This window comes from Larkinella fluvii, from assembly GCF_051857545.1.
In the GTDB taxonomy this organism is placed as follows: domain Bacteria; phylum Bacteroidota; class Bacteroidia; order Cytophagales; family Spirosomataceae; genus Larkinella.
On the sequence record NZ_JBPZHB010000005.1, the window covers coordinates 287562 to 300937 of the forward strand.

10 protein-coding genes and 1 pseudogene are annotated in these 13376 nt (G+C 50.2%); 5 read left to right on the top strand and 6 right to left on the bottom strand.

Translation table 11 applies throughout. The annotated features are described in order from the left end of the window. Window positions 1-82: 82 nt before the first annotated feature. A complete protein-coding gene (locus ACS5NO_RS14650; protein WP_439415846.1) occupies window positions 83-3178 on the bottom strand; it encodes a PVC-type heme-binding CxxCH protein in 3096 nt (1031 codons plus the stop codon). An 80-nt stretch (window positions 3179-3258) separates the two neighbouring features. After that, window positions 3259-3735 (bottom strand): annotated as a pseudogene (locus ACS5NO_RS14655) (RagB/SusD family nutrient uptake outer membrane protein); the annotation flags it as partial. A 482-nt stretch (window positions 3736-4217) separates the two neighbouring features. Here ACS5NO_RS14655 and ACS5NO_RS14660 point away from each other — a divergent pair. Next, window positions 4218-4622 carry a T9SS type A sorting domain-containing protein gene (locus tag ACS5NO_RS14660; RefSeq protein WP_439415847.1) on the top strand — a complete coding sequence of 135 codons (405 nt, stop codon included), beginning with the start codon at window positions 4218-4220 and terminating at the stop codon, window positions 4620-4622. Between the two features lie 108 nt (window positions 4623-4730). Here the strand turns inward: ACS5NO_RS14660 and ACS5NO_RS14665 are convergent, their stop codons facing one another. Continuing rightward, the gene (locus ACS5NO_RS14665) at window positions 4731-5975 is read right to left on the bottom strand and encodes a hypothetical protein (RefSeq protein WP_439415848.1); all 1245 of its coding nucleotides are present in this window, start codon (window positions 5973-5975) and stop codon (window positions 4731-4733) included. Here ACS5NO_RS14665 and ACS5NO_RS14670 point away from each other — a divergent pair. Then, window positions 5974-6102: a hypothetical protein gene (locus ACS5NO_RS14670; RefSeq protein WP_439415849.1), complete on the top strand. Its 129-nt coding sequence runs from the start codon at window positions 5974-5976 to the stop codon at window positions 6100-6102. The genes ACS5NO_RS14665 and ACS5NO_RS14670 overlap by 2 nt on opposite strands. A gap of 249 nt (window positions 6103-6351) precedes the next feature. Here the strand turns inward: ACS5NO_RS14670 and ACS5NO_RS14675 are convergent, their stop codons facing one another. Beyond that, the gene (locus ACS5NO_RS14675) at window positions 6352-6855 is read right to left on the bottom strand and encodes a hypothetical protein (protein ID WP_439415850.1); all 504 of its coding nucleotides are present in this window, start codon (window positions 6853-6855) and stop codon (window positions 6352-6354) included. A 392-nt stretch (window positions 6856-7247) separates the two neighbouring features. Then, on the bottom strand, window positions 7248-7703 hold the full coding sequence (locus ACS5NO_RS14680; RefSeq protein WP_439415851.1) for a hypothetical protein: 456 nt from the start codon (window positions 7701-7703) through the stop codon (window positions 7248-7250). A gap of 705 nt (window positions 7704-8408) precedes the next feature. On the opposite strand from ACS5NO_RS14680, the gene ACS5NO_RS14685 reads away from it, so the two are divergent. The 3 genes from ACS5NO_RS14685 to ACS5NO_RS14695 are packed head-to-tail and all read left to right on the top strand — an operon-like array spanning window position 8409 to window position 12360. Continuing rightward, window positions 8409-9782: a right-handed parallel beta-helix repeat-containing protein gene (locus ACS5NO_RS14685; RefSeq protein WP_439415852.1), complete on the top strand. Its 1374-nt coding sequence runs from the start codon at window positions 8409-8411 to the stop codon at window positions 9780-9782. A 35-nt stretch (window positions 9783-9817) separates the two neighbouring features. Further along, window positions 9818-11590, top strand: coding sequence for an endo-1,4-beta-xylanase (locus tag ACS5NO_RS14690; protein WP_439415853.1), 1773 nt, complete (start codon window positions 9818-9820; stop codon window positions 11588-11590). A 14-nt stretch (window positions 11591-11604) separates the two neighbouring features. Further along, window positions 11605-12360: a ThuA domain-containing protein gene (locus ACS5NO_RS14695; protein WP_439415854.1), complete on the top strand. Its 756-nt coding sequence runs from the start codon at window positions 11605-11607 to the stop codon at window positions 12358-12360. An 83-nt stretch (window positions 12361-12443) separates the two neighbouring features. On the opposite strand, the gene ACS5NO_RS14700 is transcribed toward ACS5NO_RS14695, so the two are convergent. Continuing rightward, complete coding sequence (locus ACS5NO_RS14700) at window positions 12444-13355, bottom strand: AraC family transcriptional regulator (RefSeq protein ID WP_439415855.1); 912 nt, start codon at window positions 13353-13355, stop codon at window positions 12444-12446. Between the last annotated feature and the right edge of the window lie 21 nt (window positions 13356-13376).

The following is a 13376-nucleotide window of genomic DNA, read 5'->3' on the forward strand; positions in this document are numbered from 1 at the left end:
CCAAGAAATTAGCGCGGACGGCAGGGCACAACCGAAACGCCGACTGTTGATCTTGCTCCGGTTGTGGCCCACGGCAGTACGATCACTTGTTTTTTGTCAGCGTTGTTAAATAAGCCGCCAAATCGGCCAGTTCAGGGGCAGGCATTGTTTCGTGCAGGCCGTTGGGCATCAACGAGCCATCCAACTGCTTGATTGTCTTCACGTCGGCCATTTTATACGATTGCACGACGCCACCGGGGAACTTCATCTGCAAATCCGTCTCGGTTCTGCTTGAGACTATACCCGTTGTCGTACTGCCGTCTTTGAATGTTACCTCCCAACCCTCATAGCCGAAGCTGATGCCTGCGTCGGGATATAAAATAGCCAGATAAAGGCCCTCTTTCGGTAATTTTGAGCCGATTTCGGTCAGCTTCGGGCCAAAGTCCATGCCTGTCTCGCCGACCATGTGGCAGATGGAGCAGTTGTTTTTATACACCGTTAAACCGCGAGTAGCCTCTCCATTGAGTGCCAGCAAGTCGGTCATGGTGGGCATCTTTCCGGCCGAGGTCGTGGTACCTCCGTCTAAAAACCGGGCGGCTTCAGTGCGAATGGTTTTGCGCCACGCCCCAGCTACCCCCTGCACAGCCACGGCCTTGTAGTCGCCTTTAATCTGCCCCGATTTAAGCAGGTAAATTACTAAATCCTCCCCTTTTTCGCTACCACCAAGAAAACGGGTGGCCTCTTTCCGAAGCAGGAGCGGGCGCTTTTCGTCCAGCGCCACACCGCTGAGCATCTCCAGCGAGGTTTTGCTGCCAATCGTCCGTATCGACGTCAGCGCAGCTTTTGCCGCGTCAACATCGGGGCCGTTGATAGTCTGCCAAAGTAAATCAGCACCATTCAGGGCTAGTAATTGCCTGGCAGCCTGCTGACCCAGACTTTCGTACGGTTTCGCCAGGGCCAACTGGCGCAGCCGGACATGCTCAGTGGTTGGCTCGTAGCGGGCGACCAGTTCGAGGTATTCGGCCGTCCCGTAGGTTTGCTCCATCAGTTTCGTCAAGGCCGATGAAGCCGTTGGGCTGCTTTTCACAAAGGCTGGGTCGAGATGGTTCAGGGCCAGCCTGGTCACCGCGTCGTTGTTATGGCTGGTTATCAGGTTCAGCAACGCCTGCGATTTCTCTTCCCTGCCGGGGTTAAAATCAAACGCCCGGAAGTAGCGCAGTCGGCTGCTGAGCGGTTGGGTGTCATCGCCCGCCAGGTTAGCCAGCATCGGTATGGCTGCGGCCGTGCGTGCCCGCCAGACAATGTCCCGCCCCCAGGCAGTAGCCAGTGGGCTGTTTTTCAACTGCTTCAGATACGCCGGAAAATACGCATCCCAGTTGCCGTCGGCTCCGATACCGAGGGCTTCCAGATACCAGCGGTCAGCACCATCGTGCAGGGCGGCCAACTGTGCCCATAGCCCCGGTGCTTCGGGCGAGGCAGCATGACGTAGCGCAATGGCACATTCCCGACGTACCTGGGCATCGTTCAACCCGCTGTTCCGGTCGTTGAGGAGCTGCTTCACCGCCGACAACGTTGCCGCAGCGCCCATCTGCCGTGCGGCCCGCAGCGCCGTAATGCGCAGGTTTGGGTCGTTATCAGTCAGCGCTTCTGTAACATAACGTTGCCCTTTACCGTCCGGCAGTTTACTCAACAGCCAAAGGGCGCGGGCTTTCTGGCGCGAATCCGTACTTTGCTTATAAAATTTTGCCAGCGGCTTTTCTGCTTTGGTGCCAAGGGAATGCAGTGCCTGCCATCCCGCGAACCGAACGTCCATATTCGGGCTTTGCAGGGCCGCCAGGGCACCTCCAACCGAGGCCACCTCCACGATTGGGGCGGAATAGGGCGTTTTAGGCGGGGCAACCCGGTACATGCGGCCCTTGTTTAAATCGCCAACCTGATGACCGCCCACAGCGGGGTCATACCAGTCGGCGACTATAAGCGAGCCGTCCGGTGCGACGCAGACATCGGCCGGCCGGAACCACTGGTCACGCACGCCTTCCAGTATGTTCACAATACTGGCTTTATAGCCTGCGCCGTCGTTCTGGACCGGATAGGATCGCACCACGTTTAGCCCGGCATCGCAGTGGATGACCTGATTGCGGAATACCTCAGGCAGTAGCTGGCCTTCGTAGACAACAAGGCCCGTAGGCGACCCCGCACCGGTTTGCAATACGTTTGGCACCACGCCGGGATCGTTCAGATGCCAATGGCGTTTGGGGATCTCGGTTTCGAGGTTGGTGCGGTTGGCTTGCCAGCCTGCGCCGGTCATCTCGTCGGTGTACCCATAGTTGCCGTACTCCATCACATAGTTGATGCGTACGCCCCGGTTCCCATCGTCGTCGTTGTCGCTCTGCCACAACGTACCGTACGAGTCCACCGCTACTTCGTAGTTATTGCGGAAGTTCTGGCCCAGCACTTCCACGTTAGTGCCGCCCGGATCGCAGCGAAAAACGATGCCCTGCCTGAAGTTTTGTTTGTTGATCACCTTGCCGGTGGCCACGTCGATTACCGGTTTGCCGGTCTTATCGTTCAACTGCCCGCCTTCGTTGCCAAAATTGAAGTACCATTTACCATCCGGCCCGAACACAAAGGTGTGCATCCCGTGGTCGTGCTGCTCCCCGCCGATACCGGTAAAGAGCAGTTCCTTGCGGTCGGCCTTGTCGTCACCGTTGTCGTCTGTCAAAACCCAGACGTTAGGACTATCCGAAACGATCACCTGATTCCCCTGAACCCAGATGCCCAGGGGAGATTCGATGCTGGGATCCTGGTAAAACGTCTTCGATACGTCGGCCTTGCCGTCCTTATCGGTATCTTCCAGAATCACGATGCGGTCGCCCTCCTTACGGGTGGCGTTCCCCGTGATGGCCGGACGGTAATTGTAGGCTTCACAAACCCAGACCCGCCCCCGCGCATCGACGTCAATATTGGTGGGGTTGGTGAGCATGGGCTCGGCGGCAAAGAGCGTAGCCTCCAGTCCCGGCGCTACGTTCAGGCTGGCCACGCCGTTTTTAGGGTCGTGCTTGTCGTCATCGTTCAACTGGCCGAAGTATCGGTTCAGAAAGGGTTCGGAAGGACCCGTACGCTGATAAGCACTCAGCAGCAGTACAAGGGCTATTACGTGAGGAACAGATTTTAGGTTAATCTTACGTAGACGCTTCATTCTACCCGAAAACATAGTCAACTAAATTTATGTGATAACTTAAGTGCCGCTAGGCTCCCGGTAGCAGGCCAGAGCCTGGCCTACCAGCCCGGATTCTGCTGCAGTTTTGTGTTCTTGATCAGCTCATCCTGCTGAATGGGAATCAGGTAATCCTTGGCTCTGAATACCCGGTCTTCCACTTTGAAGCGGGTGAACGTTTTGCCATCCTGACTGATGCGTGTGCCGTAGATCGGCGCGCCAATTACCTGCTCAGCCAGTTTCCAGCGCCGGAGGTCGAAAAAGCGGTGCTCTTCAAACGCCAACTCGACCACCCGTTCCCGCCGAATCCGCTCCCGCATATCCGCTTTCGACAAACCGGCTGGCAGAGCTGGCATTTTCACTCTGGCCCGCAACGTATTGACCGCATCATATACGCTTGCGTCGGGGCCAACCGCTTCGTTCTGTGCTTCGGCGTAGTTCAGCAACACTTCGCCGAGCCACAGCAGAATCCAGTTGTTGTAGCCGTTGGTTGGGTTCTTCAGAAACGCTTCATCGATATACTTACGGAGGTAATAGCCCGTCGTGGTGGCACAACGCCCATCAGCAACAGACCAGTCGGCAGAGACTCACCCTGGACAAGCCTGGAAACTGATTGCCGAAACGGGGAGAGCTACGACTCGCCGAAAAGAAAGCCTGAGCAGTCAATACATAAAAAAGGGTTATATTTTATACTGGAATCGCTCAACAAAAGTCGGAAAAGCGAAGCCGATGGCCGTTCACTGGGTTTGCAAACTGTTGTCCTCAGTTTACATTAGGCACATTTTTGAGGGTTTACCTCCTTTTTTCATGAAGTACCATGGCTAATTCCAAAACCATCACCGTTTCATACGAGTGTTGGTAATGCGCATCAGTCAAACGATGGAGTTGCAATAGTTGCCCAGCCTCCCTCCTGCCCTTTCTCAAAAGTAACAGGTATCGACTCATTTGTGACAGCCCTTTCAAGCGATGATGCCGACCTTTGATTCATTCAAACGGACACAAAAACCAAACGTCATACGCCATGAAAACGCTCATCAAATCCTTGCTCGTTGCTTTTACCCTGACTGTCATTACCTTTTCTGCCTCGATAGCTGAAAGCCATAAACCCATTGGAAAGCCCAAGAATGCAGCCACATTCAAAAGCAGCATGTACACCAATAACGAAGGCAAAGTTCAGATTGCCATCAAGAAACAAACCGGTGGTACGGTTGAAGTACGGTTGACCAATAGTGCGGGGAAAGAGTTCTTCGTTCAGCAAGTTGGCAAACGCCAGGAAGCCGCCCGGCTAAGTCTGGATGTCAGTGCCCTGCCCGACGGCGTTTATCAGGTAACCATTTCCAATGGCATCGAGACCACCACCCAGGAATTGACCCTGGCCACCCAGCAGCCTAACGTTGCAGCCCGATTTGTCGCGGTTAAGAACTAGACGGTCAACTCAACTACTTCTGAAAATCTATCCCGCCTGAAACCGGCTTTTTACTGGCATTCTTATGAAGAGTTTATTTCTATTTTTGTAACCAGACTAAGCAAGTGATTACGGAATTACAAAGAAATCAATAGCGTTTTCCAACACCTCCTCTTGCCAGTACTCCCGTTTGAGAAAAGGACGGATACCAATTGCTTTTTCGAGTTCCTCACGCATAATCGTTTCTACAAAGGCTTCATTTTCCACCGTGGTGACGATCGAATCGTGAATGGTAAAAATTGGCAGATCGGGTCGTTCCTGGGCAATACGACGGGCGATGCGATTGAGGAAGATTTCAGATTCGAGGTTCTGGAGCAACAACGACAGCGTTCGGTGCTGATGCGACTTGATGAGTTCAAACAGCCGCATCACACTCGGAAACAAGTCCCGAAAGATTTCCTTTCGTTTTTGCATCAAGCGGCTGGTGGTCTCATTCTCTGAGAAGAAAACGGTGAATACCGTTTTTTTCATCAGTTCCCGGGTTAGCTTGGTTTTGCCCGTCGCCTTGACGGCTTCCTGAAGCAAATACTCGTAGACGGTTCCCTGTTTTACCTGCTCAATCAACAATTGCCAATCATTATTCCCACGGTTGACCCCCACTGATTCAACTATCTCGTTACCAGACTCGTACATAGGGAGAGAGGCCCCTGTGGCTGTGGAATTGGTGATTGATTCTATTGGAGCTCGCCAAAGTCTGTCCAGTTCAGCTATGAAGTCCAAATCGCGCTGGGTCATATTTTCGGTGTTCAACATTCTGCGTCCAGCCTGAGGCTGGACGATAGCAGGACTTAAAGAAGCAGTATTGGCTGCCAGTAAATACCGAATGTCCTTGATTAACGGCTCCACTAACGACTGTACATTGGGGGCTAAGTCTCGCAGAGCGATTCGGCCATCCGTATGCTTTACTTCGTAAAAGGATGGTTCAATCAGGCGAACGGATAAATAAATCTGGGAGGAACTCAGGTCGATACTGACGAGCGACTGCCCCTGGTAGGCCAGCGCATGCCGTAAATCACTTTTGAGGTTGGTTAGCACCGTATGGAGTCGATGACCACTGTCATCGACGGTAAAATAGTGATCACCCCGACGGATTCGATCAATTGATTGGTAAAGATTGGCGTGGCGGCAATACAGCTTCTCACGTTGGGTTTTCGGGTTTAAGCTCTTCGTTTTCGCCCTCTTGCGTTTGGGTTTCGATAAAAGGATCTGTTGGCCATTTGCCAGGAAAGCCTCAGCGTATGGATAACCCAATTCGGCCTTTATTTTCAGTCCACTCGCGACGGTTAAAATAGGCCGAAAGACATTTACGGACATGATGTTAAATGAACTGCTGGTCAGTAAGGAGGCTGTGGCTGCTATGCTGGGCCATACGACAACGGACCACGTAAAACACTATGGCCGCGTTGATGAACGGCGCATTGCCAGCGAAGTGAAGTGGTAAGGGGTACTTAATAGTTTTAGGATGCCCGGTCACATTGGCCGGGTATCCTGATATTCATTCTTCCCGATTCAATTGAAACGAGTCAATTAATCCCGGTCAATCAACTACCGTTTTCCGTACTTTGAATGATTGACCAGGTTTATATTCACTATTGAGATATCAGAAGTTAGCTAAAGTCATTTTTTTAATCCCACGTTTACTGGACTCATAAACTTATTATAATGACAACTTTATAAACCTGATCAAATGTCATTTAGCATCTACCAAACATTTTATTGATTCTTGAAGGATGTCTTGATTTTCCGGTTTCAAGGAAACAGCGAACCGATGAAGTTTATAGTCCGTCATGCGGTGAGCGGTTAGGAGTTCTAAATCATTTTGTGACAAACTTATAGCTATATGATAAACTTTTTGGGGATCATTTTGAACGCTGGAATTAGTTACACTTCCTGCTAATTCTGTCTGGTTCCTTTCAATTTTGGCTCCATTTTCAAATTTGAGAGTTAATGAAAAGGTGTCAGGAAGCTTTGATTTGCCTAACACCTCCAATCTAAGTAAGTATCTCGTATTGCTGTGATAAATGGATTTTATGGCTTCAAACGACTGATTTTGCGGCATAGTTCGAAAGCTGAGAATACCATCCTTTTTGTTTTCATTTCGGACAAGCAGATTGCTACAGTGCTGAGCTGTAGCCGTTAAATAAATAAAGGATAGGATGCTGGTAAGGGTGAAAGACTTAAGTAGGAGTGTCATAGCTATGAGAGTTAGGATAAATAGAAAGTTAATTTAGAAAAATATTTTCTACAATCTACTGTAAACAAAACGTCCGAAATGAAAACGAAAAAGTTGAAGCTGACCAAAGAGGAACGATCCGCAATTCTGAAAGAGAAGATCGCTAAGATTAATAGTGGACTGTACGGTTACGATAGAAATATGAATCTGGTACTGTTGTCGGAAAATCCCAAAGCGGTACCCGCAAAAGTCAACATCTAACAATCACACGTTTTATAGACTCCAATAATTCCAACATTAACTTCTTTCTTCGGTTGCCGGTCTTCAATTATGATGACCAAACGAATGGTTGGCAGGTAGCAGTCGAAGACCTGATTTTTCAGCTAAGACAAAAAGCCAAATTAATGAGTGAACTAGCGAGTCAGTCTATAAAAATACTTTACGGTATCCGGCTTCGTATCGACTACTGGAAGATAGGCCGAAGCTTCCATCGTTCGATTTTCGCCCTTTCCTGAAAGCTTAAAAAATCGCTTTCGATTATAAAAGTAAAAGACCGTAATTGTCATGTTTTTTGAACGAGCTACTGGTGCAGGAGATCGTAACCACGTATCAGTAAAAAGGAGAGAATCATTTCGAAATAGTTTATCATAGTTATCTGATCCATCGTTTCCGATTTCCACGACCTCTGAATACCCAATTTGAGAGCCTACTTTTGTGCCAGATGGCGACACGACCCGTTCGAGTTCCCATCTACCAAATAAATATTGGCTAATAGGTCCTTCTGCATCAAATCCATTGTCTTTTTTGCAGCCACTGGGTAACCAAAGTAGGAGCAATAAAAGTGCTACGGTACCGAAAGGATGTCTCATCGCTCATCAATTTTTATTAAGACCCCGGTAACTAACTATCAGTTGCCAATTAGTATAAATTATTTATTAAAATACGAATTCGTCCAGTAAATAAAACCTCCGTTTTCTAGACTAGTAACTACCTCACTTTTTTCGTCCTTTCCTGCCCAAGCCCTGCGCCATTCTTTATTGGCGAATGCGTTGCCCAAACAAAATCACCCCTTCATTCTCCCGGATATATGCCACGGTACAAAAAATCTGAGCGCTAGCCAAAAATTGACTCCTCAAATTTCTGCTGGCCGACAGGGTCCTAAGGTTCGTAGATACCAGCTCCCCCATGTCTTTGATGCGCTTTGCTTCGTGGCCAATCCCAGGCTGGCCGACTGCCCCGGTTTGAAATGCGGTTGTCGAAAAGTAGGAACCTATACAATGATCTACGTCCGTTAGCATGATCTGAATTACTTTGACAACAGCTTACAATTTAGGGTGTTAAGTGACTTTGGCTTTAACGGAAGAGCGCAGCTTACGGGTACTTCACGTAGATTTAATAGAGTAAAAACCGGGAAAAACAGATCAGCTTCTGTTTATCAAAAAACCGCACAGAGGTGTGAGCCAGCTCAATCCTTAACCGTCCATGCTAGTTCTTCTTTATTTAAACAGATTTGCCGGGTTAAGCCCCATGTACAGCAACACCCTCCCCAACGGGCTTAAGCAAAAATGACATTCATGAAAACAACGGTTCTCTTTCTTCTGCTGCTCGCAACAAATGCGCTCGTTTCTGCCGCAACCTGGCATGTTTCGGGTATAGGAAACGATGCGAACGATGGTAAAACCCCTGAAACCGCTTTCCGGAATCTGCAAAAAGCCGCCGATCTGGTGCAGCCCGGTGATGTCGTCCTGATCGGCAACGGAACCTATACCAACGCTGGGCAGTCGAACGGAAGTGCCGTCCTGAACATCACCCGCTCCGGGACTTCAGACGCCTGGATTACGTGGAAAGCCCGTCCGGGACATCGTCCCGAAATTCGACCGGTCGGTTGGGCAGGCATTCAGATTTCCGGCTCCTACACCATCATCGACGGACTGCACATCATCGGTCACAACGATTCCATCGTGTTGCTGAAAGCCCAGGAAGACAGCAGAAAAGCGACACCTGACCCCTACTACAATACAAACGGGATTTTCTTCAATGGCCGGGGCAGGAAACCGGACGAAAAACCACACCACCTGATTATTCGCCATTGCGTCGTTGGGAAATGTCCCGGTGGGGGCGTCGTTGGCATCGAAATCGATTATTTCACGGTCGAGGATTGCAAGGTTTTCGAAAATGCCTGGTTCATGCGCTACGGCGGCTCGGGCATCACAACGCTGAACAACTGGGCCTACGATGACGCGCCCGGCTACCACATCGTAATTCAGCGCAATTTTGTCTGGAACAATAAAACGCTGGTTCCCTGGGAAAAAATCGGGAAACTGAGCGACGGGAACGGCATTCTGCTGGACGTAACCGATCAGGAAGGACCCGGCGCTACGAACCCCAACGCCGATGCAGTGCTGAAACCAGCTTCAACGTCGGCAACGGCAACTCCTCAAACGGTAAAGCGCGGCAGCGGCCGACCGCCCGAATGGAAAGGGCGGGCGTTGATTGCGAATAATGTCACTGCGTTCAATGGCGGTTCGGGGATTCACACCTTCCGCACAAAGCATGTCGATATCATCAATAACACCACCTACTGGAATGGCGGCATTGTGGGGTATCAGGAACTGTTTCCCAATCGGTCAGAAGATGTGGTGATCCTGAATAACATCATTGTGCCCCGGCCGGGCGGAGCTGTAACTTCCAACAACCGCAACACCAGTATCCGGTGGGACTACAACCTGTATCCGGCTGCTCAAACCGTCTTTGTCGGCGTCAATGACATCGTTGCCGACCCTGGCTTTATCGATATTCAGCCCGACCCGACAAAAGGCAATTTCCGACTGGCGAAACGGAGCCGTGCCGTCAATTCTGGTAGTACTGAGGTTTCCCTGCCCAACGATATCCGGGGTAAAGCCCGACCCAAAAATACCGGACGGGATCGGGGTGCGTTTGAACAATAAGTACAGATCGGCTCAACTTTTCAGATAGACGCAGCATGCTCAACTACCGGTATATCAGCCTATTGCTATTGGCAAACGTCGCTTTGGCAAACGCTCAGACTTCATTGCTGCCCACTGAGTTGATTCCTTTCAAAACCAGTGCAAAAAATTCGTCCGTCTCAACGCTTACGCCCATAGAAGTAGACGGCCAGCCGTTTACAAAAGCCTATCGGATCGTTACCCGGGATCAGACGGGCAGTGATCGGTTTACGCTGCGCTATACCCTTGATTCTGTGGTTCATAAAGGCGATGTGCTGCTGTTGTCTTTTTATAGCCGCTCACTTCAAAGTAAAAAGGAAACGGGGGAGTCTTTTATTGAAATTTCGCTGGACCGGATCATTGAAGGCAAGTATTCGTGGCCCCCTTTGCTGGAGCGGGGCATGTCGTTCGGCTCATGGTGGCAATTGACCCAAATACCGTTTGTGGCTGCCCATGACGTGGCGAAGGGCGAGTTGTCACTGGTTATTCAATGTGGCCGTTTTCCGCAGCAATTTGAGCTGGGCAATTTCTCTCTGGTCAACTACAAACAGTCGGCCAGCGTAGCCGATCTGCCACGGAGTATCGTTCATTATGACGGCGACGCGCCCGATGCGCCCTGGCGTAAAGCAGCCGCCGAACGGATTGAAAAATACCGCAAGGGCGACCTGATGGTCACCGTGCTCGACGGTAGCGGCAAGCCCATAACCGATGCGGCTGTTGCAGTTCGGCTGAAGAAAATTGCATTCGGCTGGGGCACCGCGACGAATTCGGCCCTGGTGTTGGACACGCTAAATCCCGATGCAAAAATCTACCGTGATACGCTGCTGCGGTATTTCAACAAGGTAGTTTTCGAGAACGAAATGAAGTCGAAGAATTGGGAAAGAGCAAACCACAACCAGACGAAAAAAGCAGCCAGTTGGTTTCGCGCGCACGGTATTCCGGTACGTGGTCACGTCATGGTTTGGCCATCCTGGCAGCACTCCCCCCATCTCGTCAGATTCAGGCATGATACGGCGGCTTTGGGCGCATTTATCCTGAATCAGATTGCGAACCAAACAACCGTAATGAACGGCCAGTTTACGGAATGGGATGTGGTCAACGAGCCCTACGCCCACCACGCGATCATGGATTCATTGGGCGGTAAAGCTGTGATGATCAACTGGTTTAAAGCAGCCCGAAAAAACGCCCCGGACGTAAAACTATTCCTGAACGAATACACCATGTTTCATGCGGATGGCGCTGGCAGCGACAGTTTTTACAACTATGTAAAATTCCTTCAGGAGCAAAACGCCCCCCTTGATGGAATCGGTGAACAGGGGCATATCGGCGGAACGCCACCCGGTATCGACCTGGTCCTGAAACGGCTGGATCATTTTGCCGGATTTGGCCTGCCTATACAAATCAGTGAATTCGACATTACCAGTGATGACGACGATTTTAAAGCACGGTATATGGGCGATTTTATGACGGCAATTTTTAGTCACCCGTCCACCATCGGCTTCATGCAGTGGGGCTTTTGGGAAAAAGCGCACTGGATACCGGCGGGTGCTTTGTGGGATAAAAACTGGAAATTACGCGCTCACGGAAAGGTATTTACCAACCTCGTATCCAACGTCTGGACAACGAATGCCCATGGCAAAACCGGGAAAGATGGACGGTTCGTAGTTCGGGGTTTCAAGGGCGAGTATGAGATCATTGTCAGCAAAGGGAACCGGGAAGTGATTCAACGGGCGGTTCTTGCTTCTGATACCCAACCGATTACTGTTCAGTTAGGTGATTCGAAACCTTAAAACCACATTAATCCATGAAAATGCTACTCACATCCTTCCTTTGTCTGCTGATTCGAGTTGGGCAAGCGTGCGCTCAGGACGTATTGATTGTTGCCGACGAAATTCCGGCCATGGAGGTGCTGGCCAGCGGGATTCAACGACAGGAAAGCCTGACTTCTAAAATTGTGACACAGGCCGACCTGCCCGCAACCCTGGCCAACTTTCGGGCGGTTATTGTCTACATCCACAAAGATCTGGACTCGATACCCGAAAAGGCGTTTGTCAACTACGCCCGGAATGGAGGTAAGTTACTTTGCCTGCATCACTCCATTAGCTCGGCAAAACGAAAAAACAAGTGGTGGTTTTCGTTTTTGGGTATTGATCTGCCCAAAAAAGACGCATCGGAAGGCGGCTACCAATACGTGGGCGATGTGGATATGGCGGTCGTCAATCTGGCTCCTCAGCACTTCATTACAACGCACAAGATTACCTATCCCGCCACGATTGCATACACGCAGGAAGGAGGGCAAAAAGAGAGGCTGTTTCCAGGCTTTGTTCTGTCAAAAACGGAGGGCTTTCTGAACCACCAGCTTCTTAGTCCCCGAACCCGTTTGCTGGGCTTTAAATTTACGGATGCCTCCGGAAAAGTATGGATGCAGGATCGTTCGGCCTGGTGTATGCCCGTCGGGAAAGGATGGCTTTTCTACAGTCAGCCGGGCCACGCGACCAGTGATTTCGGCAACCCGATGTATACCCAACTTATTGCGAATGCAATCATCTATAACCCTTAGCGGTTTTATCACCCGCCTGAAAGACGGTTAAACAAACATACAGGGTATTGAATTAGACAGGAATTCGGGTTAATCCGGTGCAACTACCCCTTTCGTTGAATCCCTTCACTTTTCCGGTACTCGGCCGGCGAAATCCCCATCTGCTTTTTGAAGAGCCTCGAAAAGTAGAACGGATCGTCGATGCCCAGTTGAGAGGCTACTTCGTTGATGCGTAAATCGCTGAAATGAAGTAGCTGACAAGCCTTCTGGATGCGGAGGTGATTAAAATACTCAATGGGCGAATAACCGGTATCCTGTCTGAATTTGCGGGAGAAAAATGAAGTTGACAGGTTGACGAATTGAGCAATATTATCCAGTGTGACAGCGGTCGACAGGTTATTCTGCATGTAGAGTATAGCCCGGTTTGTCGGAGTGGCGGTGCTGCTGACAAGGATTTCTTTCTGAAAGTTTTCCGGCAAAATAAAGGAGGCTAAAAAAAATGGAAGGGTCAGGTTCGCAAATAGCAGGTTCGTGGTACTATAGCCCTTCAAAAACGTATCGAACATCTGGTCGAATAAGGCAATGCGATCGTCGGAATAAGGAACACGGACGGCCTTTGGGCCATTGTCGCGCTCTTCCATCATCGCGCGCACCACGTCGTGACAATGCGTACCACTAAAGTGAAACCAGTAAATTGTCCAGGGATTATCAGCGTCTGCTCCATAGGTATGCGGTTTTCCGGGCGAAATGGCGAAAACTTCCCCCGCCTGTATGATGATTCGATTGGTTCCCAGTTGAAGCCACCCCTGTCCGTCGGTACAGTACAGCAGAATCACCTGTGAAATACCAGCCGGGCGCTGATAATAGTGATGCAGGGCTTTCGGGTAAAAACCCATCCGGGTAATGTAGAGACTGCTAATCAGCGGCATCGACAAACATTTTTCGATGGTTTCCTTCGGAATCTCAATGATTCGCTCTCCGGCGAATCCACGGCTTTTACGGGTTAATGGGCTCATTCAATAATGCTTAATCGATAA